The following is a 25,013-nucleotide window of genomic DNA, read 5'->3' on the forward strand; positions in this document are numbered from 1 at the left end:
TCATCCCTGTTTGCTGATTTTTGTCCTGCCAAAGCCGCCGACCCCTGCTATTATCTGCGGCCGAACATGAGCCAATAAAAATCAGGATATTGTGATGACTGACCACACGTTTATTCCCGGCAAGGACGCGGCGCTGGAAGACTCCATCGAACGCTTCCAGACCAAGCTGCAAGCCCTGGGCTTTGATATCGAAGAGGCCTCCTGGCTCAACCCCGTGCCGAACGTCTGGTCGGTGCATATTCGGGACAAGGAGTGCGCCCTCTGCTTCACCAACGGCAAGGGTGCCAGCAAGAAGGCGGCCCTCGCCTCCGCCCTCGGCGAATATTTCGAGCGTCTCTCCACCAACTACTTCTTCGCCGACTTCTATCTGGGCGAGCAGGTTGCCAATGGCGATTTCGTTCACTACCCGAACGAGAAGTGGTTCCCCATCGAGGGTGATCAGTTCCCGGCCGGTCTGCTCGACAGCTTCACCCGCAAGTTCTACAACCCGGACGGTGAAGTGACCGCCGACATGCTGGTGGATCTGCAGTCAAACAACGAGGAACGCGGTATCGTCGCGCTGCCGTTCGAGCGCCAATCCGATCACCAGACGGTCTATATCCCGATGAACATCATCGGCAACCTCTATGTCTCCAACGGCATGAGTGCCGGTAACACCCGCACCGAAGCGCGCACCCAGGCACTCTCCGAAGTGTTCGAGCGCCACGTGAAGAACAAGATCATCGCCGAGGCCCTGAGCCTGCCGCTGATCCCGGACGAGGTGATTGCCCGTTATCCGGGGATTGCCGCCTCCATCGCCGCGCTGGAAGCCGAAGGCTTCCCCATTTACAGCTTCGATGCCTCCCTGGGTGGCCGCTATCCGGTTATCTGCGTGGTGCTGCTCAACCCGAGCAACGGCACCTGCTTTGCCTCCTTCGGTGCCCATCCGCGCTTCGAAGTGGCCTTCGAGCGTACCGTCACCGAGCTGCTGCAGGGCCGTGGCCTCAAGGATCTCGATGTGTTCGTGCCGCCATCATTCGACAACGAGCAGGTGGCGGATCACCACAACCTCGAGACCCACTTCATCGACTCCTCCGGCCTTATCAGCTGGGATCTGTTCAAGCAGGATGCGGACTTCGAGTTTGCCGACTGGGATTTTCGTGGCACCTCGCAGGAGGAGTTTGATCACCTGATCGGCATCTTCCACGAGCTGGAGCAGCCGGTCTATATCGCCGACTACGAGCATCTGGGGGTCTACGCCTGCCGCATTCTGGTGCCGGGTATGTCCGACATCTATCCGGCCGAAGATCTGCTGCTGGCCAACAACAACATGGGCGCCAACCTGCGCGAAGTGATCCTGGCGCTGCCATCACTAGAGTGGGATGCTGAACAGTACATGGCGTTGTTTGATCAACTGGATGAAGAGGGGCACGACGAGCGCACTCGTGTCCGCGAGCTGTTGGGTATCGCCGCCGCTAAGGGCACCGCACTGCACACTCTGCGCGTTGGCGAGCTGAAAGCCATGCTGGCGCTGGCCGCCGGTGAGCTGGAGACGGCGATGGATCTCATCGACTGGACCATGGAGTTCAACCAGTCGGTGTTCACTGCCGAGCGAGCCAGCTACTACCGCGCCCTGCGCGCCTGCGTCGAGTTGTTCCTCGACGAGGAGCGGGATCCGGAGCAGTATCGTGCCGTCTTTACCCGCATGTATGGCGAAGATACCCTGGTCCAGGCATGGGCCAACGCCAGTGGCGAAGCGCGCTTCCACGGGCTGGAGGCGGCCGACTTGTCGCTCTCCCAGTTCCCGCTGCACCAGAAGCTGCTGGCTGCCTACGAGAAGCTGCAAAAAGCCAAGCGAGCCCATCACTGGGCGTGATCGTTGCTGTAAAGGAAGGGGCCGTGTGGCCCCTTCTGTTTATCGTGCGGCAAGGCACGGGTTTGTTATTCAAAGATGAAATAAAAAACAAAAAATACCCCTAATGGGGTTGATGACAGGGCAGGGGATGTGCAACCGGACTGCAAAGATATCTTGCCAATACCTGCTTTACGTGCATGCCAATAAATTCTTTAAAATCACTGTATTAAAAACGTGGCATTTCTGTTTCAGCTGAAACCTGGTGTAAACTGGCGCAGCCGTTGCACTAAAATATTTGTAGTAAAATTACATTCGCAGTCTGATAAACTTGATCAATGTCAATTTTGGCCATTTGGGCCTTTGTTATGATTTCAACAGGCAAAACATTCAGGTAGAAAATAATTGAAAGCTGAATCCCCATTCGATTGTCTCAAGCCCGAAGCCATCGCTGCACTGGCTGAAGACATCACCTATGCCAAGGCCACCAAGCCGGCATACAAGGTCATTCCATTGGCCATCACCGCAGGCGCGTTCATCGCCATCGCGTTTATCTTCTACATCACAGTCACGACCGGTTCCGGCTCTATGTCCTGGGGCATGGCCAAGCTGGTTGGTGGTCTCTGTTTCTCCCTCGGTCTTATTCTGTGTGTGCTGCTCGGTGCCGAGCTGTTCACCTCCACCACCCTGACGCTGGTGGCCAAGGCCGCCAATCGCATCAGCTGGGCGCAACTGCTCAAGAACTGGGGGCTGGTTTACTTCGGTAACCTGATCGGTGGTCTGCTGATGGTTGGCCTCATCATCATGTCGGCGGAATACACCGCGGCGGATGGTCAGTGGGGCCTCAATGCCCTGAAAGTGGCCCAACACAAAATTCACCACACCTTCTTCGAAGCGGTGGCGCTGGGTATCCTCTGTAACCTGATGGTGTGTCTTGCTGCCTGGATGGCCTTCGGTGCCCGCAGCGCGACTGACAAGGTAGTCGTCATGCTGCTGCCGGTTGCCATGTTCGTTGCAGCAGGTTTCGAGCACAGCATCGCAAACATGTTTATGATTCCGGTTGGTATCGCTATCCACAGCGTGGCTAGTCCGGAATTTTGGCAGGCCATCGGCCAGGATCCGGCAACCTTTGCTGACCTGACCGTATCCAACTTCGTCCTACACAACCTCATCCCTGTTACCATCGGCAATATCATCGGTGGTGGCGTGATGGTTGGTCTGACTTACTGGTTTATCTTCCGTCGTCATCATTAAGGATGATTTCGGGATACTACATCAATACCGTGTGAGGTAATGAAAAATGGCAGAACTTAACGAACAGTTCCAAAAAGCATGGGAAGGCTTCGCGGCCGGTGAATGGCAGACCTCTGTCAACACCCGTGACTTCATCCAGAAGAACTACACCCCGTATGAAGGTGACGAGTCCTTCCTGGCTGGCGCGACCGAAGCAACCACCAAGCTGTGGGACAAGGTCATGGAAGGCATCAAGATCGAGAACCGCACTCATGCGCCGGTCGATTTTGATACTGACCTGCCCTCCACCATTACCGCACACGATGCCGGTTATATCGATCAGAGCCTGGAGCAGATCGTTGGTCTGCAGACTGACAAGCCGCTGAAGCGCGCCATCATCGCCAACGGCGGTATCAAGATGGTTAAAACTTCTTGCGAAGTGTACGGTCGTCAACTGGACCCGATGGTCGAGAAGATCTTCACCGAGTACCGCAAGACTCACAACCAGGGCGTGTTTGACGTTTACACCAAAGACATCCTGAACTGCCGCAAGTCTGGTGTTATCACCGGTCTGCCGGATGCCTACGGCCGTGGCCGTATCATCGGTGACTACCGTCGTGTCGCTCTGTACGGTATCGACTTCCTGATGGCCGACAAACTGGCCCAGTTCAAGTCCCTGCAAGCTGACCTGGAAAACGGCGTCAACCTGGAAGCCACCATCCGTCTGCGCGAAGAGATCTCCGAGCAGCACCGTGCCCTGGCACAGATGAAGGTGATGGCTGCCAAGTACGGTTGCGATATCTCCGTACCGGCCAAGAACGCCAAAGAAGCCGTACAGTGGACCTACTTCGCCTACCTGGCGGCAGTCAAGTCCCAGAACGGTGCCGCCATGTCCTTTGGTCGTACCTCCAGCTTCCTGGACGTGTACATCGAGCGTGACCTGAAGAAAGGCCTGATCACCGAGCAAGAAGCCCAGGAGCTGATGGACCACATGGTCATGAAGCTGCGTATGGTTCGCTTCCTGCGTACCCCGGAATACGATTCACTGTTCTCCGGCGACCCGATGTGGGCGACCGAGACCCTGGCCGGTATGGGCGTTGATGGCCGTACCCTGGTCACCAAGAACAGCTTCCGTATGCTGAACACCCTGTACACCATGGGCCCGTCCCCTGAGCCGAACCTGACCATCCTGTGGTCCGAGAAGCTGCCGGTCGGTTTCAAGAAGTACTGCGCCAAGGTATCCATCGAGACCTCTTCTGTTCAGTACGAGAACGATGACCTGATGCGTCCGGACTTCAACAACGATGACTACGCCATCGCTTGCTGTGTGTCCCCGATGGTGATTGGTAAGCAGATGCAGTTCTTCGGTGCTCGTGCCAACCTGGCCAAGACCATGCTGTATGCAATCAACGGCGGTATCGACGAGAAGCTCAAGATCCAGGTCGGTCCTAAAACTGACAAGGTGACCTCCGAGTTCCTGGACTATGACGATGTCATGTCTCGTCTGGATAGCTTCATGGATTGGCTGGCCAAGCAGTACGTTGCTGCGCTGAACATCATCCACTACATGCACGACAAGTACAGCTACGAAGCCTCTCTGATGGCGCTGCACGACCGTGACGTATATCGCACCATGGCGTGTGGTATCGCGGGTCTGTCCGTAGCCGCTGACTCCCTGTCTGCTATCAAGTACGCCAAGGTCAAGCCGGTTCGTGACGAAGATGGCGTTGCCATCGACTTCGAAATCGACGGTGAATACCCGCAGTTCGGTAACAACGACGCTCGCGTCGATGACATCGCCTGTGACCTGGTTGAGCGCTTCATGAAGAAAATTCAGAAGCTGAACACCTACCGTGGTGCTGTTGCTACCCAGTCTGTTCTGACCATCACCTCTAACGTGGTATATGGCAAGAAGACCGGTAACACTCCGGATGGCCGCCGTTCAGGTGCTCCGTTCGGCCCGGGTGCCAACCCGATGCACGGTCGTGACCAGAAGGGGGCAGTTGCTTCCCTGACTTCCGTCGCCAAGCTGCCGTTCGCTTACGCTAAAGATGGTATCTCCTATACCTTCTCCATCGTGCCGAACGCGCTGGGTAAAGATATGGAAGCCCAGAAAGCCAACCTGGCTGGCCTGATGGACGGTTACTTCCATCACGAGTCCAACCTGGAAGGTGGTCAGCACCTGAACGTGAACGTGATGAACCGTGAAATGCTGCTTGACGCCATGGAAAACCCGGAGAAATATCCGCAGTTGACCATCCGCGTATCCGGTTATGCCGTTCGCTTCAACTCTTTGACCAAAGAGCAACAGCAAGACGTCATCACCCGTACCTTCACCGCTTCTCTGTAATCGAGACGCAGTGAGCAAAAACCGGCGCCAAGGCGCCGGTTTTTTTATGTCTGGTTTTATTGCTAAAGAACTCCGTGGACAATGCCAACCTTGAAATTCGGGATAACAATAGGTATAACCACGCGTTTCATCAGGTATATTAAGTGAGCGGTATGATGCAATCCTCCTTTTGGCAGACCAAGAGTCTGCAGCAGATGACTGAATCCGAGTGGGAATCCCTCTGCGATGGTTGCGGCAAATGTTGCCTTAACAAGCTCATTGATGAAGATACAGATGAGCTGGTTTTCACCAATGTGGCTTGTAACCTGCTCAATACCAAGACCTGCCAGTGTTCCGATTATCTTAATCGCTTCAAAAAAGAGCCTGACTGTCTGCAGATCACTCACGACAAGATTGCCGAATATGATTGGCTCCCGTCTACCTGCGCCTATCGTTTACTGGCTGACGGGGATACTCTGCCAGAGTGGCATCCGCTGCTGACCGGCAGTCGCTCCGCCATGCATCAGGCGGGTCAATCCGTGCGTGGCAAAGTGGTTCACGAGGAGCAGGCTGGTGAGTGGATTGATCACATAATCACTTGGGCCAGTTGAGCCAAGCTATCAAGTGCAATGTAGCCTTATCTAGAGGCTGAAATCGGGTTACCCATTTTAGCTTGTGTTTTGTACCTCAAAACCCCCGATACGCTGTATCGGGGGTTTTGTCGTTCAGAAGGTGGCTCTGGAGTTTCCTTGTTGTAGATATCCGTGGTCTCACTCAGATTGTCTGGACTTGAGCCAGCCCCTTCGGCTGTAACTAAAACAATGGCGGCGTCAAAATCTGGCTGGTCTGTGTAGTCAGTGTCTATTGGGCGACCAGATAGAGGTCCCGGCTATAGACGATGTCTTGCGGGCTCTCATAGGGATAACCCTTGACGAACGGTTTGAGCAGTCGCGATTTGACGTAGAAGTAGAGCGGCGCGATAGGGGCGTCAGCCTCGATCAATGCTTCTGCCTGCTGGTAGAGCTGATTGCGCTCGGCAGCATCCTGCGAGTCGTGGGCCTTGGCCAGCAGGGCATCGTACTCCTTGTTGAACCACTTGCCGCTGTTGGCGCTGCTGCTGGAGGTCAGGATATCGAGGAAGGTGGAGGCATCGTTATAGTCCCCGTTCCAGGAGTAGCGACTCACCCCGAAATCCCCCTCGTTGAGTGCCGAGACCATGGTTTTCCACTCCATGTTGTTGAGGGTGGCGGTGACCCCCAGGTTGTGTTTCCACATGGAGGAGACAGCCAGCGCGATCTTTTTATGGCTCTCGTTGGTGTTGTAGAGGATATCCACGCTGAGCGGTTTGTCCGGGCCATAGCCCGCTTCGGCCAACAGCGCTTTGGCCTGCTTGATCCGCTCCTCTTTGCTCTGCTGCTGACTGGTCGGTTTTTTCAGGTCAAAACCATCGACACTCGGTGGGGTCAGGCTGAAGGCGGGCAGTTGCCCTTGTCCCAGGATCTTGTCGGTGATGGTCTCCCGGTCGAGGGCCAGCGAGAGCGCCTTGCGCACTTTCGGATCATCGAACGGTTTGCGGTTCACATTGAACACATAGTAATAGGTGGCGAGCATGGGGGCGCTGACCAGATCTTGCGGGCTCTGGCTCTTGATGTGCTTGTACTGCTCCAGCGGGTAGGTGGTGTAGTGCAGCTCGCCGGTGCGGTAGCGGTTGTAAGCGGCGGTTTCGGAGACGATCTCCAGATAGACCACCTTGTTCAGGACGGTGTGCTGGTTGTCCCAGTAGTGAGTATTGCGCTCGGCACTCAGCCGCTCGTTGGGGGTCCACTCCTTGAGCACGAACGCGCCGTTGGAGACGATGTTGCCCGGTTTGACCCACTCCTTGCCGAATTTTTCAATGGTGGCCTTGGGGGTCGGGAACGTGGTGTAGTGGGCCAGCATCTTCAGGAAGAAGGGGACCGGATTTTTCAGGGTCACCTGCAGGGTGTAGTCATCCAGCGCTTTGATCCCCAGCTCTGACGGGCTCTTCTTGCCCTGGATCACCTCGCCAGCATTGACCACACCGGTTAACTCGATAAACCAGGCGTAGTTGGAGGCGGTCTTGGGATCGGCTGCCCGTTGCCAGCCGTAGACATAATCGGCGGCGGTTACCGGTTCACCGTTAGACCATTTGGCCTCGGGTCTCAGCTTGAAGGTGTAGATGGTCCCAGTCTTGTCGACCTCGTAGCTGACAGCGCCTGCGGGCTGGGTCTTGCCTTTGCTATCCAGTACGTAGAGCCCTTCAAACAGATCGTTGACGATCTCGCTGCCGGCACTCTCTTCCACCAGCTGGGGGTCGATGGTAGTGGGTTCGGTGCCGATATTGGTCACGTAGATTTGTTGGGCATCCGGCAGCAGCTTGGTACCGGCAGGCACCTGGGCAGCCCAGGCGGGAAGGGCAAACAGTCCGGCTACCATGCCGGCAATGAGAGTCTTGTTCATTGATAATCCTTGAGTTTTATTTGCTTCCAAAGCGAAATCAGTGTGCTGGATTGGCGATCGGATCTCAAGAGGCAATGGCTGAAGGATGAGCAGGCCCATCAGACTCCATTTTTATTGGCGCAAGGCCAGTCAGATCGTGGCTTGCAGCAGGTTATTACCACGAATTAAGGGGCCAAAAGTTATCGAATGAAACCGTATAAAAGGCGCCAGTTACCATAAAATCAGCTGAAATAGCCTAATTATTAGGCTGCTTAATTCGCTGCAAAAACAAAAAACAGACGTTACATTAGGTTACAAATCAAGGCCGCCGGAGATCGGCATTTTTTTTGCCGATGCCTGCAAACGTTTTCAACGCCAACGGATGCGATCTAAAGGAACAAAAATGCGAAACATGATCACCATGGGTGAGTTCATCGTCAAAAAGCAGGCGGATTATCCTACCGCGACTGGCGAGCTGACCTCGTTGCTCAGCTCGATCCGCCTTGCTGCCAAGGTGGTGAACCGGGAGATCAACAAGGCGGGACTGGCGGATATCATCGGTTCCATGGGCGCAGAAAACGTACAGGGCGAGGTGCAGCAGAAGCTGGATGTCTACGCCAACGAACGCTTCAAGGCGGCACTGGAAGCGCGCGGCGAGGTGTGCGGCATGGCCTCGGAAGAGGAAGAGGACTTCGTGGCCTTTGACTCGCCGCTCTCCAAAAACTCCAAGTATGTGGTGCTGATCGACCCGCTCGATGGCTCCTCCAATATCGACGTCAACGTCTCGGTCGGGACCATCTTCTCCATCTACCGCCGTTTGAGCCCGCAGGGTTCGCCGGTGACGCTGGAGGACTTCCTGCAACCGGGCAACCGTCAGGTCGCCGCCGGTTATGTGGTTTACGGCTCCTCCACCATGTTGGTCTACACCACCGGCTTTGGCGTCAATGGCTTTACCTACGACCCTTCCATCGGTTGCTTCTGCCTCTCCCACGAGAACATCCGTATTCCGGAAGAGGGCAAGATTTACTCCATCAACGAGGGTAACTACATCAAGTTCCCGGACGGGGTGAAGAAGTACCTGAAATATTGTCAGGAGCGCGACGAGGCGACCCACAGACCCTACACCTCCCGCTATATCGGCTCGCTGGTCTCCGATTTCCACCGTAACCTGCTCAAGGGCGGCATCTACATCTATCCGTCCGGCACCAACTCACCGAACGGCAAGCTGCGCCTGCTCTATGAGTGCAACCCGATGGCGTTTCTGGTGGAGCAGGCCGGTGGCAAGGCCTCCGACGGCTTTGGCCGGATCATGGATATCCAGCCCACTGCGTTGCACCAGCGTACCCCTTACTTCGTGGGCTCGACCAAGATGGTGGAGCGGGCCGAGGCCTTTATGCGCGAGTTCTCCGCCCACGAGGATCCGGCTAATCAGGGTTGATCGTCAGAGGTGTAGGTTGGTGCTGAGCGCAGCGAAGCCCAACGTTTACCGGTGCGATTCCCTCTCCCTCTGGGAGAGGGCAGGGTGAGGGGAATGGTTTTCACTGCCCCCCTCATCCCCGGCCCTTCTCCCACAAGGGGAGAAGGGAGACGTTCGTCACCAGCCAACATAAACAAAACGGGAGCCACTGTGGCTCCCGTTTTGTTTCGCTTTCCGCCTACAGGCTGTTGTTGGCCAGATCCGTCAGCAAGCCATCGACCAGTTTCAGGCGCATGGCGCGATCCTGGGTTGGCATCTGGAAACGCAGCCGGGTCGGCCCGTCCATCTTGTAGACCCGTGGCTGGCTGGAGAGCAGCTTGACCAGATAGGCCGGATTGACCTTGGTCTCCTGGGTGAAGTCGAGATAGCCGCCGCGCTCGCTCATCTCCACCCGGCGAATGCCAAGGGCGGTGGCACGCTGGCGGAAGGCTGCCAGCTCCAGCAGGGTTTTGGTCGCCTCCGGCAGCAGGCCAAAGCGGTCGATCAGCTCCACTTTCAGCTCGCGCAGCTCCTGCTCGTCCGCCGCACTGGCGATCCGCTTGTACATGGAGAGGCGCATGTTGACGTCCGGAATATAGTCGTCCGGCAGCAGCGCAGGCAGGCGCAGCTCCACCTCGGTGTGCTGGCTCATCAGCTGCTCCAGCGAGGGCTCCTTGCCATTTTTCAGCGCCTCGACCGCCTGCTCCAGCATCTCCATGTAGAGGGTGAAGCCGACCGATTCGATCTGGCCGCTCTGATCGTCGCCGAGCAGCTCGCCTGCGCCACGGATCTCCAGATCGTGGGTCGCCAGCGCAAAACCGGCGCCGAGATCTTCGAGCGAGGCGATCGCCTCCAGCCGCTTCGCCGCATCCTTGGTCATCAGCTTGGGATGGGGGGTGAGCAGGTAGGCATAGGCCTGATGGTGAGAGCGGCCAACCCGGCCCCGCAGCTGGTGCAACTGGGCCAGACCGAGATGATCAGCCCGATCCATGATGATGGTGTTGGCGCTCGGCACGTCGATACCGGTCTCGATGATGGTGGTGCAGACCAGCAGGTTGAAGCGCTGGTGGTAGAAGTCCGACATGATCCGCTCAAGATCGCGCTCGCGCATCTGGCCATGGGCGATACCGATGCGTGCCTCGGGTACCAGCTCCGCCAGGTCGGCGGCGCATTTTTCGATGCTCTCCACGTCGTTGTGCAGGTAATAGACCTGACCACCGCGTTTGAGTTCCCGCAGCACCGCCTCGCGCACCACCGCCGGTTCGTGCTGGCGCACGAAGGTCTTGATGGCGAGTCGCTTGGCGGGCGGGGTGGCGATGATGGAGAGATCCCGCATGCCGGACATCGCCATGTTGAGGGTGCGCGGAATGGGGGTGGCGGTGAGGGTGAGGATATCCACATCGGCCCGCAGTGCCTTGATCTTCTCCTTCTGGCGCACCCCGAATCTGTGCTCCTCATCGACGATGAGCAGCCCCAAGTCCTTGAAGGTGAGCTCGGAGCCGAGCAGCTTGTGGGTGCCGATGATGATGTCGACCTTGCCCTCGGCTAGCTCCTTCATCACGGCATTTTGCTCTTTGGCGGAACGGAAGCGACTCAGTACCTCAACCCGCACCGGCCAGTTGGCGAAGCGGTCGCGGAAGTTGTCGTAGTGCTGTTGCGCCAGCAGGGTGGTGGGCACCAGCACGGCGACCTGCTTGCCGCCATGGACGGCCACAAACGCCGCCCGCATCGCCACTTCGGTCTTGCCGAAGCCCACGTCGCCGCACACCAGCCGATCCATGCTCTTGGCCTGACACATGTCCCCCAGCACTGCATTGATGGCGTTGAGCTGATCGTCGGTCTCCTCGAACGGGAAGCTGGCGGCAAACTGGCGATAGGCCTCTTTGTCGTGCTTGAAGGCAAAGCCAGCGCGGGCGGCACGTATGGCGTAGACATCCAGCAGCTCGGCCGCCACGTCGCGCACTTTTTCCGCCGCCTTGCGCCGCGCCTTGACCCAAGCCTCGCCGCCGAGCTTGTGGCTGGGCGGGTTATCCGATCCGGTATAACGGCTGATAAGGTGCAAGCTGGTGACCGGCACGAACAGCTTGTCGCCGCCGGCATATTCGAGGGTGAGGAACTCGGTGGGCAGGCCACCGGCGTCGATGGTCTCCAGCCCCAGATAGCGGCCAACCCCGTGATCCAGATGCACCACCGGCTGGCCCTGGGTCAGCTCGCCGAGGTTGCGGATCACCGCATCGGAGCTTAAGTTTTTGCTCTTCTCTCGCGCCCGCTTGCTGCGCACCTTGCCGCCCAGCAGCTCGGTCTCGGTGATCAGTGCCAATGGATCCTGATCAGCCTCCTGCCACAGGAAGCCACGCTCAAGCGGTGCGACCAGCAGGCCGTGACGATCCTGGCTCGCCATAAAGGCATCGAGGGAGGGGAACTCTTTGGGTTGCAGCGAGATACGCGCCAGCAGATCGCCCAGCACCTCCCGCCGCCCTTCGGATTCCACCGCAAACAGGGTGCGCCCGGCAAAGCCTTGCAGGAACTGGTCGAGCGCCAGCAGGGGTTGCTCCTTGCTGTGATCGAGTTGCAGATCGGGCAGCGCCGAGATGGGCAGATCGTGCTGACCGGCATCGCCCGCGGTGGCGGCCTCTTGCAGCCGTACGGCACCATATTTGCCAAGGGCGGCAAAGAGCTGCTCTACCGGCAAATAGAGCTGCGCCGGTGGCAGCAGGGGGCGGGTATTGTCCCAACGTCGGTCTTCATAACGTTGGCCGATGTCGTTCCAGAAGCGCTGGGCGGCGGGGTAGATATCCCCCACGGTGAGCAGCAGAGTATCTGCCGGCAGATAGTCAAACAGGCTGGCGGTCTGGTTGAAGAAGAGCGGCAGATAATATTCGATGCCAGCGGGCCAGCGCCCCTTGCTCACCTCCTGATAGACGGAGCCCTCGGCCCGCGACAGTTCGAATTGTTCGCGGAACTGGCCGCGAAACAGCTCGATGGCCGCCTCATCGGTGGGGAACTCCCGGGCAGGCAGCAGGCTGACCGTCTTGACCGGTTCGCTGGAGCGCTGGGTCTCGGGATCGAACGGGCGGATAGAGTCCACTTCGTCATCGAAGAAGTCGATGCGATAGGGGCTGTTGCTGCCCATCGGGAAGAGATCGAGCAGGGAGCCGCGGGCGGCAAACTCGCCATGCTCCAGCACCTGATCCACCGCAACGTAACCCGCTTCGGCCAGCCGCCCGCGCAGCTGTTGCAGATTGAGGCGCTGACCGGCCTTCACCATCAGGCTGTATTTGTCGAGATAGACCCGGGGGGCGCAGCGCAACATCAGGGTGGAGATGGGGACGATCAACACCCCCTTGCTCATCTGCGGCAGTTTGTAGAGGGTCTCGAGCCGCTGGGAGATGATGTCCTGATGAGGGGAGAAGGTGTCGTAGGGCAGGGTCTCCCAATCCGGGAACAGCAATACTGGCGCGGACTGATCGGCCAGCTGCTTGTCTGCCAGCAGATACTGCAGCTCCTGCTCAAGGCGCAGGGCGCTCGGGGTATCGGCGGTGATAAGCAGTACCGGGCCCCTGGCTTCGCTGGTGAGACGGGCTGCAATCAGCGAGAGGCTGCTGCCGACCAGCTGGCCGAGCGTGATCTTTTGGCCCGCTTTGGCGGGCAAGGCGGGGAGTTTCATTGGCATGGTTCGATTCTTTTAACGTTGACGTTATCTATCGCTGACGTTCGCTCTGGTTAGCGCTGACGCTCTTGGGCGCGCAGCTTGAGCTGTTTGGATTGCACGTGGAGGCTGGCACGTACCAGCAGTTCACGGTCATCTTCGCGGATCCGCACATAGTCGAGCAGCACATGGGTGCCATGTTCACTGCCGTCGAGCTGCTTGACCTGGCCATAGCAGTAGATGGCGGCCGCCTCTTCCCGCAGGAAGATCTTGAGGCGCACTATCTGGTGCAGGTGCGGCGCATCGCCGTGACCATGATAGGGGTGCAGATAGGTGAGCTGGCCGGCACTGAAACGCAGGGTGTGGAAGCGCTGCTCCGGATGGTCCTGCACGGAGAGCACATAGCCCATGATCATGTCGATCTTGCGGGACTGCTGATTGACGATCTCGATCAGATCGTGCATCGACTCGTTCTGGTTGCGCAGCAGGCGAGTGGTCACCAGATCGATGGAGGTAATGGCCGAGGAGATCCGAAAGGGCTCCGGCAGCTCAGCGTCCAGCTCCGCCAGTGAGGGGAGGTGGAAGTCGGCCGGCATGGGGATCACATTGACCGGCGTGGCATGAGTGACGCTGAAGAACTGTTCCTGCATGGAGGCTATCCCTTGTTGTCATGGACGGTTTCCCTTTATTATCCGGTATCTTATTTTGTTGGCAACGTACATATCCTTGAAGACCGGACTTTTTCAGCCCCTTTCGCTGGCCATCGGCCTGCGTTATGCAGGCTCGAAGCGCAGCAATCGCTTCGTCTCATTTATCTCCCTGTTCTCTACCTTTGGCATCGCCATCGGGGTTGCCGCCCTGATGGTGGTCATTTCGGTGATGAACGGTTTCGAAGGGCAGCTCAAAGGGCGCATCCTCGGGGTGATCCCCCATGTGGTGGTGACCAATCAGGCTGGCCGCATTGATGCAGACCCGCAAGGCTTGCCGGATCTGGCCAAACTCCCCCATGTGGTCGCCTCGGCCCCCATGCTCGACAGCGAAGGGATGCTGCAAAGCCCCGGCCAGCTGACCGGGGTGAGCGTGCAGGGGATCGACCCTGCGCACTGGCCCAAGGATGACATCCTGCACTCCCAGATGCTGGGGGGACGGCTCGATACCTTGCAGGCCGGTCACTACCGCATCGTGCTGGGGCAGGGGGTGGCACGCCGCCTCAATGTCTCCATCGGCGATCAGGTTCGTCTGCTCCTGACCGAAGGGACCCGCTTCACCCCGTTTGGCCGGGTACCGGCCCAGCGCCTCTTTACCGTCTCCGGTATCTTCGGGGTCGGCGCCGATGTGGATAACCAGATTGCGTTGATCGCGCTGGGTGATGCCCAGCGGCTGCTGCGCCTGCCGACAGAAACCGTCGGTGGCATTCGCCTCTGGCTCGATGATCCCTTTGCGGCCGACGAGGTGATCAAAACACCGTTGCCGGACGGGTTGTTATGGCAGGATTGGCGCCGCGAGCGGGGCGAGCTGTTCCAGGCAGTCGCCATGGAGAAACGGATGATGGGGCTGATGCTGGTGCTGATCATCGCCGTCGCCACCTTCAACATCCTCTCTGCGCTGGTGATGGTGGTGACGGACAAGGAGGGCGAAGTGGCCATCCTGCGCACCATGGGCATGAGTGAGTCGGGGATCGTCAAAATCTTCATGGTGCTCGGCGCCTCCAGCGGGGTGATTGGTGCCCTGTTTGGCGGACTGGCGGGCCTTGCGCTCAGCCTGGGTCTCAACCCCCTGCTCAATGCGGTGGGGCTCAACCTCTATATGGCGGCGGGTGGCAGTGGTCTGCCGGTCATCGTCGAGCCGGCTCAGGTCATCACCATTTTGCTGGGCGCCGTGCTGCTGAGCTTCAGTGCCACCCTCTATCCGGCGGCCCGCGCTGCGCGGGTGAAACCGGCTGAGGCGCTGCGTTATGAGTAATGCCGTGAATAATGCATCTTCTGTTGTGACTGGTGCCCCCGTTGTTGCGGGTGCCAGCGTTGTTACCGAGGCAAGTGGAGCCCCTGTTATGAATGAAGCCGTATCCCGTGAACCTCTGCTGCGCTGCCAGGCGCTCAATCATGTCTATAAAGAGGGGGAGCTGGAGACTCAGGTGCTCAAGGGGATCGATCTCTGTGTCGCGCCCGGTGAAATGCTGGCGGTCGTGGGGAGCTCGGGCTCCGGCAAGACCACTCTGCTGCATCTGATGGGGGCGCTGGACAACCCCTCCAGCGGCGCCGTGCTGTTCAAGGGGGAGGATATCCACCATTGGGACAGCCGTACCCAGGCCCGTTTTCGCAACCGCGAGCTGGGCTTTGTCTACCAGTTCCATCACCTGCTCTCCGAGTTCAGTGCGCTGGAAAATACGGCCATGCCGCTGCTGATCGCCGGTGAATCGGTGGCGGTTGCCACCGAGAAGGCGACCAGAATGTTGGGTCGGGTAGGGCTCTCCCATCGCTTGAACCACCGTCCCTCCGAGCTCTCCGGTGGCGAACGCCAGCGGGTGGCGATCGCCCGGGCGCTGGTCAACGAACCGAGTCTGGTATTGGCGGACGAACCCACCGGCAATCTGGATCACGCCAGTGCCACAGCTGTCTACGAACTGCTGTGTGAACTGAATCGTGAACTGGGCACCGCCTTTGTGGTGGTGACCCACGATCTGAGCCTGGCGGCCAAGCTCCATCGCCGGGTGACCTTGGTGAGCGGTGTGATGGCGGAGGTTGCCTGATGTTCAAACCGCTGCCCCTTTTTCTGGGCCTGCGTTACAGCCGCTCCCGCCGTCGCAACGGGTTTATCGCCTTTATCTCTGCCTCTTCCCTGATCGGTATCGCCCTCGGGGTGATGGCGCTGATCCTGGGCCTCTCCGCCATGAACGGCTTCGAGCGGGAGCTCAAAGATCGGGTGCTCTCCGTGGTGCCGCAAGGTGAGCTGGACGCCGTCGAGCGGCCGCTGCCGGATTGGCCCCGTCTGCGCGACTACCTGCTGGCCCAGCCGGGTGTCGAGGCGGCCGCGCCGGTCATTCGCCTCAATGGCCTGCTGGAGCACGGCTCCGCCCTCAAGGGGGTGCAGCTGCGTGCCGTGCTGCCGGAGCTGGAAGCCAATCTGTCGGATGCGGGCAAATACATGACGGGCCGCGGCCTGCGTGAGCTGCAACCGGGCGAGCATGGGGTGATCCTCGGTAAGACCATCGCCGACAAGCTCGGGGTCAAGGTGGGGGACTCGGTCGCCCTGCTGCTGCCGCAAGGGGGCGATCAGGCCGGGATCAAGAATCCCCGGCGCGAAGCCCTGACCGTGGTGGGACTGCTGGAAATTGGCGGTCAGCTCGACGGTCTGCTCGGCTTTATGCATCTGGCCGATGCCCAGACCATCACCGGTATGGGCAGCGATGTGGAGGGCTTCAGCCTGCGGGTGAGCGATGTGCTCAAGGCGCAATCCATCACGGTGGCTGCCGCGCAGCAGTTCCCCCATCACGTCTATATCCACAGCTGGATGAACAGCCAGGGTTACCTCTATCAGGACATCCAGATGGTGCGTACCGTCATGTATGTGGTGATGCTGATGGTGGTGGCCGTCGCCTGTTTCAACATCGTCTCCACCCTGGTGATGGCGGTGAACGAAAAGCGCAGCGAGATCGCCATCCTGAAGACCATGGGAGCGAGCCCCGGCCAGATCCGGCTTACCTTCGTCATTCAGGGGATGGTCAACGGCGTGGCCGGTGCCCTGCTTGGCGCCCTGCTGGGTGGGCTGCTCTCCAGCAAGCTGACCCAGATCCTGGGCGTTATTGAAAAGCTCATCGGCCACCGCTTCCTCAATCCGGATATCTACTTCATCGACTTCTTGCCGACCGAGTTGCATATGCAGGATCTGCTCATCGTGACGGGCGCCGCCATTCTGATGAGCCTGCTGGCGACCCTCTATCCCGCCTGGCGGGCGAGCGGTCTGGTGCCGTCCCGCGAGCTGGGTCACTGATGCGCGGCATCTGATCCGATGATAAAGAACGAAGGGCCCGCCAGTGCAAACCGGCGGGCCCTGCTGTTTTCAGGTCATGTGGACTGGCTTAGTGGGCGTTCAGCTCATCGAGTGGCAGGGAGAAGCTGGCCACAAAAGTGTCGATAAAGTAGCGCATCTCCTCGCTCATCCGCGCTTCCAGCATGGCCTCGAGGCGCTTGCGAGCCGGTTCAAACTCCCGGTTGCCCGCGTTGATCTCCTCCAGACACTTGGTATAGGCGCAGAGGGTGTCGGCATCTTTCACCAGTCGAGCCAGCTCGCCATCCAGGGCTGCCGAATCGAGCAGCGGGCGAAAGTCCTCGACCAGCTCAGGTGGCAGCATGGCCAGCAGACGCTGCTCGGCGGCCAGCTCTATCTTTTTGTACTCGCGGGCAATTTCGGGGTTGAAGTATTTTACCGGGGTGGGCAGATCGCCGGTCAGCACCTCGCTACTGTCGTGATAGAGCGCCATCACGGCGGCGCGGTCGGCATGCACGCTGCCGCCAAACAGCCGGTTTTTGATGATGCCGAGGGCATGGGCCACCATAGCGACCTGCAGGCTGTGCTCGGCGATATTTTCGGGCTGGATGTTGCGCATCAGGGGCCAGCGGTAGATGAGCTTCATGCGGGCGAGATTGGCGAAAAAGTGGCTGGGTAACATGATGGCCTCAACAAAAGAGAATAGAAAAGGGCAGACCCCAGTCTGCCCTTTTTTTCGTTGCAAGGCAGCGTCTGCCCGCGCATTTCCTGCAGTTAGCGGATATAGCGACCCGATTCCGCCTCGTGGTTGGTCACAATCATCTGGCCGATGGGGGCCAGGCTGATCAGTGCCAGCTTGAGGTGCTGAATACCGAACGGGATACCGATAATGGTCACGAAGCAGGCCAGCGCGGAAGCGATGTGGCCGATGGCCAGCCAGATGCCGATCAGCACGAACCAGAGGATGTTGCCAATCAGCCCCAGGGTGCCGGTGCCGATATCGCTCTGGCCGGTCATGGTCTTGCGATTGACCGCCTGCTTGCCAAACGGGAAGAAGGTAAAGGTGCCGATCACGAAGCAGGCGCGTCCCCAGGGGATGCCGACCAGCGAGATAAAGCAGATAAGACCGGCCAGCCACCAGGCCAGGCCCATAAAGATACCTCCCAGTACAAACCAGAGCAGATTGAACAAGAAGCGGAAAAAGGCCATGTGAGTGACTCCAGATACATCAATTTGGCTGCCACCATAACGAGGGAGGGCAGGGGACGCAATGGTTGATTGGGTCAATCGCCATTTGGCTGGACAAATTAAGTCGCCGCCCGCGACAGAGGCCCGTTTTGCGGCGAAAAATGGGTAATAAATCGACATTCGGCTGAAAAAAGGTGAACAAACGCAAAATTATCGTCACCGGATGGTTGAAGTCGGGTGCCTCTCTCCCCATATAAAGGGCAGTTTTGCACGAATTGTGCTTTCACGCCGCTCAATGTGGGGGATGTGTGGCTCGACTCGACCAAAGTGCGCCGCTATAATGCCGCGTCATATTTTCTCATCACAAAGACATATTGTTGTCTTTATAAACAGGAAGACTCCGGGCTTTGCCCAGGGGCAATAAGGGTCAGCACACAGTGCTGAGTTGAACGAGGTAGAAGAATGCAAGTTTCTGTAGAGACAACCCAGGGTCTGGAACGCCGTCTTACCATCACTGTACCGGCCGCTACCGTAGACGCCGCTGTGCGTAAAGAATTGAATGGCCTGGCCAAAACTCGTCGCATCGACGGTTTCCGTCCTGGCAAGGCTCCGGTTGCCATCATCAAGAAGATGTTCGGCGCCATGGCTCACGCCCGCGTTGCTGATGAAATGATGCAGAGCAACTTCATCAAAGCCATCATCGAAAACAAACTGAGCCCGGCCGGTGCCCCGACCATGGATCCGAAAGAGATCCAGGAAGGTCAGGATTTCGAATTCACCGCCACCTTCGAAGTGTACCCGGAGTTCGAAGTTGCGGGTCTCGAGACCATCAAGGTCGAGAAGCCGGTTGCGACCGTGAAGGATGAAGATCTGGCCAACATGATCGACACCCTGCGCAAGCAGCACGCTACCTGGGCTGATGCCGATGTTGCCGCTGCCAATGGCATGCGTGTGACCCTGGACTTCGTCGGTTCCATCGACGGTGAAGAGTTCGACGGCGGCAAAGCTGAAGGCTTCTACCTGGTGCTGGGCGCTGGCCGCATGATCCCGGGCTTCGAAGACGCCATCATGGGCAAGAAAGCAGGCGACGAGTTCACCATCGAAGTGACCTTCCCGGCTGACTACCACGCTGAAAACCTGAAAGGCAAAGAAGCCAAGTTCGCTTCCAAGCTGATCAAGGTTGAAGAGCAGATCCTGCCTGAGCTGACCGAAGAGTTCGTCAAGCGTTTCGGTATCGAAAGCGGTTCTGTTGAAGAGCTGAAAGCCGAAGTGCGCAAGAACATGGAGCGCGAACTGGCTCAAGCCCTGAAAAACAGCGTGAAAGAGCAGGTTCTGAACGGTCTGGTTGAAGCCAACATGATCGACCTGCCGAAGGCCGCTGTTGCTCAAGAGATCGATACCCTGCGTCAACAGGCACTGCAGCGTTTCGGTGGTTTCCAGGGCGGCAACGCACCCGAGCTGCCGGCTGAACTGTTCCAAGCTCAAGCCGAGCGTCGTGTGCGCGTTGGCCTGCTGCTGGGCGACGTGATCCGCACCAACGAGATCAAGGCTGACGATGCCCGCGTAACCAGCATCATCGAGTCTATGGCGACTGCCTACGAAGATCCGAAGGAAGTGATCGAGTACTACCAGAAGAACGAGCAGATGCTGAACGGCGTTCGTAACCTGGCAGTTGAAGATCAAGCCATCGACCTGATCCTGTCCAAAGCGCAAGTGACCGAAAAAGAAGTTGCCTTTGACGACGTGATCAACAAGTCTGGCGCCGCTGCCTAAGAACATTTGACTTAAGGTCAAGACTGTTAAGTATAATGGCTCGTGTGATCTCCACTCGGGCCATTTTATTTTAGGGACAATGCCTTATGTATAAAAACTATAACGATGTAACCGAATCCCCACGCAATGCACTCATCCCGATGGTGGTAGAGCAGACTGCCAAGGGTGAACGTTCCTACGATATTTACTCCCGTCTGCTGAAAGAGCGGGTGATCTTCCTGACCGGTCAGGTTGAAGATCAGATGGCCAATCTGGTGGTTGCCCAACTGCTGTTCCTCGAGTCCGAGAATCCGGACAAGGACATCTATATCTACATCAACTCACCGGGTGGTTCGGTGACTGCGGGCATGTCTATCTATGACACCATGCAGTTCATCAAGCCGGATGTCAGCACCGTCTGCATGGGTCAGGCCTGCTCCATGGGCGCCTTCCTGCTGGCCGGTGGCGCCAAGGGCAAGCGTTTCTGCCTGCCGAACGCTCGCGTGATGATCCACCAGCCGCTGGGTGGCTTCCAGGGTCAGGCATCTGATATCCAGATCCACGCCCAGGAGATCCTGAAGATCAAAAATACCCTGAACGAGCGTCTGGCGTTCCATACCGGTCAGGACATGGCTACCATCGAGCGTGACACCGATCGTGACAACTTCATGTCCGCCGAGCAGGCCGTGGCCTATGGTCTGGTAGACGGTGTCCTGAGCCAGCGTAGCTGAGCAGGGTGTCCCGGTCTGTTGTAAACTCAACAGGCCGATCCATCCTCTATTGATAAAACGAGGTTGCTGAATGACAGAAAAACGCAAGGGTGAGGGTGATAAGCTGCTCTACTGCTCTTTTTGCGGCAAAAGCCAGCATGAAGTGCGCAAGCTGATCGCTGGCCCTTCCGTCTACATATGTGATGAGTGCGTCGAGCTGTGCAACGACATCATCCGCGAAGAGATCCGCGAGATCTCGCCCAAGCGCGATGGTAACGAGCTGCCGACCCCTCATCAGATCCGCGCTCATCTCGATGACTATGTGATCGGGCAGGAGTACGCCAAGAAGGTGTTGGCCGTTGCGGTTTACAACCACTACAAGCGTCTGCGTAACAGCGGCGAAAACAGTGGTGTGGAGCTCGGCAAATCCAACATCCTGCTGATTGGCCCGACCGGTAGCGGCAAGACCCTGCTGGCCGAGACCCTGGCTCGTCTGCTGGATGTGCCGTTCACCATGGCCGATGCGACCACCCTGACCGAAGCCGGTTATGTGGGCGAGGACGTGGAGAACATCATCCAGAAGCTGCTGCAAAAGTGCGACTACGACGTAGAGAAGGCCCAGCGTGGCATCGTCTATATCGACGAGATCGACAAGATCTCCCGCAAGTCGGACAACCCCTCCATCACCCGCGATGTCTCCGGGGAAGGGGTACAGCAGGCACTGCTCAAGCTGATCGAAGGGACCATCGCTTCCGTGCCGCCGCAAGGTGGTCGCAAGCATCCGCAGCAGGAGTTCTTGCAGGTTGATACCTCCAAGATCCTCTTCATCTGTGGCGGTGCCTTTGCCGGTCTGGACAAGGTGATCGAGCAGCGTTCCGTGAAGGGAACCGGTATCGGTTTTGGCGCCGAGGTGAAATCCAAGGATGCCAAGGCCACCCTGAGCGAGACCTTCGCCAAGGTGGAGCCGGAAGATCTGATCAAATATGGTCTGATCCCCGAGTTCATCGGCCGTCTGCCTGTGGTCGCGACCCTGACCGAACTGGACGAGTCTGCTCTCATCCAGATCCTGAAAGAGCCGAAAAACGCGCTGACCAAACAGTATGCTGCGTTGTTTGATCTGGAAGGGGTCGAGCTGGAGTTCCGTGACGACGCACTCAACGCCATTGCCCGCAAGGCGATGGAGCGTAAAACCGGTGCTCGTGGTCTGCGTTCCATTGTGGAAGCTGTGCTGCTGGATACCATGTATGACCTGCCTTCTCTGGAAGGGGTCAGCAAGGTGGTGATCGACGAGACCGTGATCAAAGGGGACTCCGCGCCCTTGATGATCTACGAAAATCCCGAGACCCAGGCTGCTGCATCAGAGTAAATGTCTGATTTTTAATCAAATGGAAGGGGCTTTTTGCCCCTTTCATGCTTTTTACGGTTTCGGCGATTGAATCTCATCTCTGCGCCCCCATATACTCAGCCAAGCGCTTTGCCAACGGTATAACAAGCCGAGAGGACATATATGAACCTAGAGCGTTCAGAACGCATCGAGATTCCCGTCCTGCCTCTTCGTGACGTGGTGGTTTATCCCCACATGGTCATTCCACTCTTTGTGGGGCGGGAAAAATCCATTCGCTGTCTGGAAGCGGCCATGGAGCAGGACAAGAAAGTTCTGCTGGTGGCCCAGAAGGATGCGTCAACCGATGAGCCGACCGTGGAGGAGATCTTCACCGTCGGGACAGTGGCCAATATTCTGCAGATGCTCAAGCTGCCGGACGGCACCGTCAAGGTGCTGGTAGAGGGGGGGCAGCGCGCCCGCCTGGAGCGGATGATCGACGACAAGGATTTCTTTGTCTGCGAGGCCCAGTACATCCCCTCCCAAGCCATTGAGGAGAAGGATCAGGAAGTCCTGGTTCGCTCTGCCATCGGCCAGTTTGAAGGCTATATCAAGCTCAACAAGAAGATCCCGCCCGAGGTGCTCACCTCGATTTCGGCGATCGACGATGCTGCGCGCCTGGCCGACACCATGGCGGCCCATATGCCGCTCAAGCTGGAAGACAAGCAGAAGGTATTGGAGATCGTTTCGGTCTCCGAGCGCATCGAATTCCTGATGGCGATGATGGAGTCGGAGATTGACCTGCTGCAGGTCGAGAAGCGCATCCGCACGCGCGTCAAGAAGCAGATGGAAAAGAGCCAGCGCGAGTATTACCTCAACGAGCAGATGAAGGCCATTCAGAAAGAGCTGGGTGAGCTGGAAGACAGCCCGGATGAGTTTGAAGCGCTCAATCGCAAGATTGAAGAGGCTGGCATGCCGGAAGATGCCCGTGAAAAGGCGCAGGCCGAGCTTGCCAAGTTGAAAATGATGTCGCCCATGTCCGCCGAGGCTACCGTAGTTCGCAGCTATGTGGACTGGATGGTTCAGGTGCCGTGGAAGGCGCGCTCCAAGGTCAAGAAAGATCTGGGCAAGGCGCAAGAGGTACTGGATGCCGATCACTATGGCCTGGAGAAGGTCAAGGATCGCATTCTCGAATATCTGGCGGTACAGGCGCGGGTGAACAAGCTCAAGGGCCCCATCCTCTGTCTGGTTGGCCCTCCCGGTGTGGGCAAGACCTCGTTGGGCCAATCCATCGCCAAGGCGACTGGCCGCAAATATGTGCGGATGGCCCTCGGTGGGGTGCGTGACGAGGCGGAGATCCGCGGTCACCGTCGTACCTATATCGGTTCCATGCCAGGCAAGCTCATCCAGAAGATGGCGAAAGTCGGCGTGAAGAACCCGCTGTTCCTGCTCGACGAGATCGACAAGATGAGCTCGGACATGCGTGGCGATCCCGCGTCTGCCTTGCTGGAAGTGCTCGATCCGGAACAGAACAACAGCTTCAACGATCACTACCTGGAAGTGGATTATGACCTGTCGGACGTGATGTTCGTGGCCACCTCCAACTCCATGAACATCCCGGGTCCGTTGTTGGACCGGATGGAAGTGATCCGTCTCTCCGGTTACACCGAAGATGAGAAGCTCAACATTGCCAAGCAGCATCTGGTTGCCAAGCAGATCCAGCGCAACGGCCTGAAAGAGTCCGAGATCACCATTGAGGATTCAGCGTTGGTCGGGGTGATCCGTTACTACACCCGCGAGGCGGGGGTACGGAGTCTGGAGCGCGAGATCTCCAAGATTTGTCGCAAGGCGGTCAAGCGCATCCTGCTGGACAAGAGCATCAAGCATGTTCAGGTCAATCAGGCCAACCTCAAGGAGTTCCTCGGGGTACAGCGGTTCGATTACGGCAAGGCCACCGACCAGAACCAGGTTGGTCAGGTATGCGGCTTGGCGTGGACCGAAGTGGGTGGCGATCTGCTCACCATCGAGACCACCAACATGCCTGGCAAGGGCAAGCTCACTTATACCGGTTCGCTCGGTGAAGTGATGCAGGAGTCTATCCAGGCGGCCATGACGGTGGTACGGACTCGAGCCGAGAAGTTGCGTATCAACGCCGACTTCTACGAGAAGCGCGATATCCATGTGCACGTACCGGAAGGGGCAACCCCGAAAGATGGTCCGAGTGCCGGTATCGCCATGTGTACCGCCCTGGTCTCCAGCTTGACCGGTAATCCGGTTCGTGCGGATGTGGCCATGACAGGGGAGATCACCTTGCGCGGCGAAGTGCTGCCCATCGGTGGTCTCAAGGAGAAGTTGCTGGCAGCTCATCGTGGCGGCATCAAGCGAGTGCTTATTCCGAAAGAGAACGAGCGTGACCTTGAGGAGATCCCGGCAAACGTCAAACAAGACCTTGAAATTTATCCGGTTCGCTGGATTGACGAGGTGCTGGAACTGGCGTTGCAGGACAATCCACAGGGGTTTGAACGCGTTTCTGTCGTGTAAATGTTGATGCGCCGCAAATTTGGCGCATTCGGTGGGTGGTTAAGGCTTGCATGCGCCCGATAACGGAAGTAGCCTTGACCACCGATCGGGTACTCGTGATGAGTCGCAATACGTTGTGTGGCGCGGGTTTGCGCCAGATTGTCACTTGCAACTGATCAGGAGGCTTGCTATAAAACATCCACTTGTTGTGGCCAGGGAAATCAGCGCCGCAGCGGTGTTCGATAAAAGGGGAATATAAGAGTGAATAAATCTCAACTGATTGACAAGATTGCAGACGGTGCTGATATCTCCAAGGCTGCTGCTGGCCGTGCGTTGGATGCCTTCATTGATGCTGTAGGTGAAGCTCTGAAAGAGGGTGACCAGGTAGCTCTGGTTGGTTTCGGCACTTTCGCTGTGCGTGAGCGTGCTGCCCGTTCTGGCCGTAACCCGCAAACTGGCGCGACCATCGAAATCGCTGCTGGTAAAGTTCCTGCCTTCAAAGCCGGTAAGGCCCTGAAAGACGCTGTTAACTAAGTCGGGCGCTGATATCTGTCGGCTACCGTCCTTGGTCGCAGACCAG

The 25,013-nt window shown here is 58.0% G+C and carries 18 protein-coding genes; 13 read left to right on the top strand and 5 right to left on the bottom strand.

The window, feature by feature from the left end:
• The first annotated feature begins 94 nt into the window (after positions 1–94).
• The 4 genes from ycaO (at position 95) to OKC27_RS11225 (ending at position 6,004) form a co-directional block, all read left to right on the top strand.
• On the top strand, positions 95–1,855 hold the full coding sequence (gene ycaO / locus OKC27_RS11210; protein WP_182939492.1) for a 30S ribosomal protein S12 methylthiotransferase accessory factor YcaO: 1,761 nt from the start codon (positions 95–97) through the stop codon (positions 1,853–1,855).
• 381 nt (positions 1,856–2,236) lie between these two features.
• A complete protein-coding gene (gene focA / locus OKC27_RS11215; protein ID WP_042062281.1) occupies positions 2,237–3,085 on the top strand; it encodes a formate transporter FocA in 849 nt (282 codons plus the stop codon).
• 46 nt (positions 3,086–3,131) lie between these two features.
• Positions 3,132–5,414 (top strand): formate C-acetyltransferase, encoded by a 2,283-nt coding sequence (pflB, locus tag OKC27_RS11220; RefSeq protein ID WP_042062283.1) that lies wholly within the window; start codon positions 3,132–3,134, stop codon positions 5,412–5,414.
• A gap of 155 nt (positions 5,415–5,569) precedes the next feature.
• Positions 5,570–6,004, top strand: a complete 435-nt coding sequence (locus OKC27_RS11225; protein WP_075112995.1) for a YcgN family cysteine cluster protein — start codon at positions 5,570–5,572, stop codon at positions 6,002–6,004.
• Between the two features lie 250 nt (positions 6,005–6,254).
• On the opposite strand, the gene OKC27_RS11230 is transcribed toward OKC27_RS11225, so the two are convergent.
• Positions 6,255–7,871, bottom strand: coding sequence for a peptide ABC transporter substrate-binding protein (locus OKC27_RS11230; RefSeq protein WP_182939493.1), 1,617 nt, complete (start codon positions 7,869–7,871; stop codon positions 6,255–6,257).
• Positions 7,872–8,253: 382 nt separating this feature from the next.
• Here OKC27_RS11230 and fbp point away from each other — a divergent pair, with 382 nt between their 5' ends.
• A complete protein-coding gene (fbp, locus tag OKC27_RS11235; RefSeq protein ID WP_005336993.1) occupies positions 8,254–9,288 on the top strand; it encodes a class 1 fructose-bisphosphatase in 1,035 nt (344 codons plus the stop codon).
• Positions 9,289–9,505: 217 nt separating this feature from the next.
• Here the strand turns inward: fbp and mfd are convergent, their stop codons facing one another.
• Complete coding sequence (mfd, locus tag OKC27_RS11240; RefSeq protein WP_182939733.1) at positions 9,506–12,973, bottom strand: transcription-repair coupling factor; 3,468 nt, start codon at positions 12,971–12,973, stop codon at positions 9,506–9,508.
• 56 nt (positions 12,974–13,029) lie between these two features.
• A complete protein-coding gene (locus OKC27_RS11245) occupies positions 13,030–13,605 on the bottom strand; it encodes a hypothetical protein (RefSeq protein WP_042062821.1) in 576 nt (191 codons plus the stop codon).
• Positions 13,606–13,681: 76 nt separating this feature from the next.
• Between OKC27_RS11245 and OKC27_RS11250 the strand changes: the two genes are divergently transcribed.
• The 3 genes from OKC27_RS11250 to lolE all read left to right on the top strand — a co-directional run bounded on the left by OKC27_RS11250 (position 13,682) and on the right by lolE (position 16,945).
• A complete protein-coding gene (locus OKC27_RS11250; RefSeq protein ID WP_058051813.1) occupies positions 13,682–14,917 on the top strand; it encodes a lipoprotein-releasing ABC transporter permease subunit in 1,236 nt (411 codons plus the stop codon).
• Between the two features lie 88 nt (positions 14,918–15,005).
• Positions 15,006–15,704 carry a lipoprotein-releasing ABC transporter ATP-binding protein LolD gene (gene lolD / locus OKC27_RS11255; RefSeq protein WP_075112992.1) on the top strand — a complete coding sequence of 233 codons (699 nt, stop codon included), beginning with the start codon at positions 15,006–15,008 and terminating at the stop codon, positions 15,702–15,704.
• Positions 15,704–16,945: a lipoprotein-releasing ABC transporter permease subunit LolE gene (gene lolE / locus OKC27_RS11260; protein ID WP_182939494.1), complete on the top strand. Its 1,242-nt coding sequence runs from the start codon at positions 15,704–15,706 to the stop codon at positions 16,943–16,945. Before lolD ends, lolE begins: the two co-directional genes overlap by 1 nt.
• Before the next feature lie 88 nt (positions 16,946–17,033).
• On the opposite strand, the gene yfbR is transcribed toward lolE, so the two are convergent.
• Together yfbR and OKC27_RS11270 are read right to left on the bottom strand one after the other, a co-directional pair.
• Complete coding sequence (yfbR, locus tag OKC27_RS11265) at positions 17,034–17,624, bottom strand: 5'-deoxynucleotidase (protein WP_182939495.1); 591 nt, start codon at positions 17,622–17,624, stop codon at positions 17,034–17,036.
• A 92-nt stretch (positions 17,625–17,716) separates the two neighbouring features.
• On the bottom strand, positions 17,717–18,151 hold the full coding sequence (locus tag OKC27_RS11270; RefSeq protein WP_042062816.1) for a YccF domain-containing protein: 435 nt from the start codon (positions 18,149–18,151) through the stop codon (positions 17,717–17,719).
• A 441-nt stretch (positions 18,152–18,592) separates the two neighbouring features.
• On the opposite strand from OKC27_RS11270, the gene tig reads away from it, so the two are divergent.
• The 5 genes from tig to hupB all read left to right on the top strand — a co-directional run bounded on the left by tig (position 18,593) and on the right by hupB (position 24,967).
• A complete protein-coding gene (tig, locus tag OKC27_RS11275) occupies positions 18,593–19,903 on the top strand; it encodes a trigger factor (protein ID WP_270806248.1) in 1,311 nt (436 codons plus the stop codon).
• A gap of 86 nt (positions 19,904–19,989) precedes the next feature.
• On the top strand, positions 19,990–20,613 hold the full coding sequence (gene clpP / locus OKC27_RS11280; RefSeq protein WP_042062813.1) for an ATP-dependent Clp endopeptidase proteolytic subunit ClpP: 624 nt from the start codon (positions 19,990–19,992) through the stop codon (positions 20,611–20,613).
• Positions 20,614–20,683: 70 nt separating this feature from the next.
• Positions 20,684–21,958 carry an ATP-dependent protease ATP-binding subunit ClpX gene (gene clpX, locus OKC27_RS11285; RefSeq protein WP_005336977.1) on the top strand — a complete coding sequence of 425 codons (1,275 nt, stop codon included), beginning with the start codon at positions 20,684–20,686 and terminating at the stop codon, positions 21,956–21,958.
• Between the two features lie 141 nt (positions 21,959–22,099).
• Positions 22,100–24,454: an endopeptidase La gene (gene lon, locus OKC27_RS11290; protein WP_182939496.1), complete on the top strand. Its 2,355-nt coding sequence runs from the start codon at positions 22,100–22,102 to the stop codon at positions 24,452–24,454.
• Between the two features lie 240 nt (positions 24,455–24,694).
• Positions 24,695–24,967 carry a nucleoid-associated protein HU-beta gene (gene hupB / locus OKC27_RS11295; protein ID WP_005315375.1) on the top strand — a complete coding sequence of 91 codons (273 nt, stop codon included), beginning with the start codon at positions 24,695–24,697 and terminating at the stop codon, positions 24,965–24,967.
• Positions 24,968–25,013: the final 46 nt, after the last annotated feature.

Origin of the sequence: Aeromonas sp. QDB62 (assembly GCF_027705695.1) — a bacterium.
Taxonomy (GTDB): Bacteria; Pseudomonadota; Gammaproteobacteria; order Enterobacterales; family Aeromonadaceae; genus Aeromonas; species Aeromonas allosaccharophila.

Excerpts from the sequence above, each read along its gene's own strand:
- mfd (WP_182939733.1), bottom strand. The coding sequence starts at position 12,973 with ATGAAACTCCCCGCCTTGCCCGCCAAAGCGGGCCAAAAGATCACGCTC.
- OKC27_RS11225 (WP_075112995.1), top strand. The coding sequence starts at position 5,570 with ATGCAATCCTCCTTTTGGCAGACCAAGAGTCTGCAGCAGATGACTGAA.
- OKC27_RS11270 (WP_042062816.1), bottom strand. The coding sequence starts at position 18,151 with ATGGCCTTTTTCCGCTTCTTGTTCAATCTGCTCTGGTTTGTACTGGGA.
- clpP (WP_042062813.1), top strand. The coding sequence starts at position 19,990 with ATGTATAAAAACTATAACGATGTAACCGAATCCCCACGCAATGCACTC.
- yfbR (WP_182939495.1), bottom strand. The coding sequence starts at position 17,624 with ATGTTACCCAGCCACTTTTTCGCCAATCTCGCCCGCATGAAGCTCATC.
- tig (WP_270806248.1), top strand. The coding sequence starts at position 18,593 with ATGCAAGTTTCTGTAGAGACAACCCAGGGTCTGGAACGCCGTCTTACC.
- lon (WP_182939496.1), top strand. The coding sequence starts at position 22,100 with ATGAACCTAGAGCGTTCAGAACGCATCGAGATTCCCGTCCTGCCTCTT.
- fbp (WP_005336993.1), top strand. The coding sequence starts at position 8,254 with ATGCGAAACATGATCACCATGGGTGAGTTCATCGTCAAAAAGCAGGCG.
- OKC27_RS11245 (WP_042062821.1), bottom strand. The coding sequence starts at position 13,605 with ATGCAGGAACAGTTCTTCAGCGTCACTCATGCCACGCCGGTCAATGTG.
- pflB (WP_042062283.1), top strand. The coding sequence starts at position 3,132 with ATGGCAGAACTTAACGAACAGTTCCAAAAAGCATGGGAAGGCTTCGCG.
- OKC27_RS11230 (WP_182939493.1), bottom strand. The coding sequence starts at position 7,871 with ATGAACAAGACTCTCATTGCCGGCATGGTAGCCGGACTGTTTGCCCTT.
- ycaO (WP_182939492.1), top strand. The coding sequence starts at position 95 with ATGACTGACCACACGTTTATTCCCGGCAAGGACGCGGCGCTGGAAGAC.
- lolD (WP_075112992.1), top strand. The coding sequence starts at position 15,006 with ATGAATGAAGCCGTATCCCGTGAACCTCTGCTGCGCTGCCAGGCGCTC.
- lolE (WP_182939494.1), top strand. The coding sequence starts at position 15,704 with ATGTTCAAACCGCTGCCCCTTTTTCTGGGCCTGCGTTACAGCCGCTCC.
- clpX (WP_005336977.1), top strand. The coding sequence starts at position 20,684 with ATGACAGAAAAACGCAAGGGTGAGGGTGATAAGCTGCTCTACTGCTCT.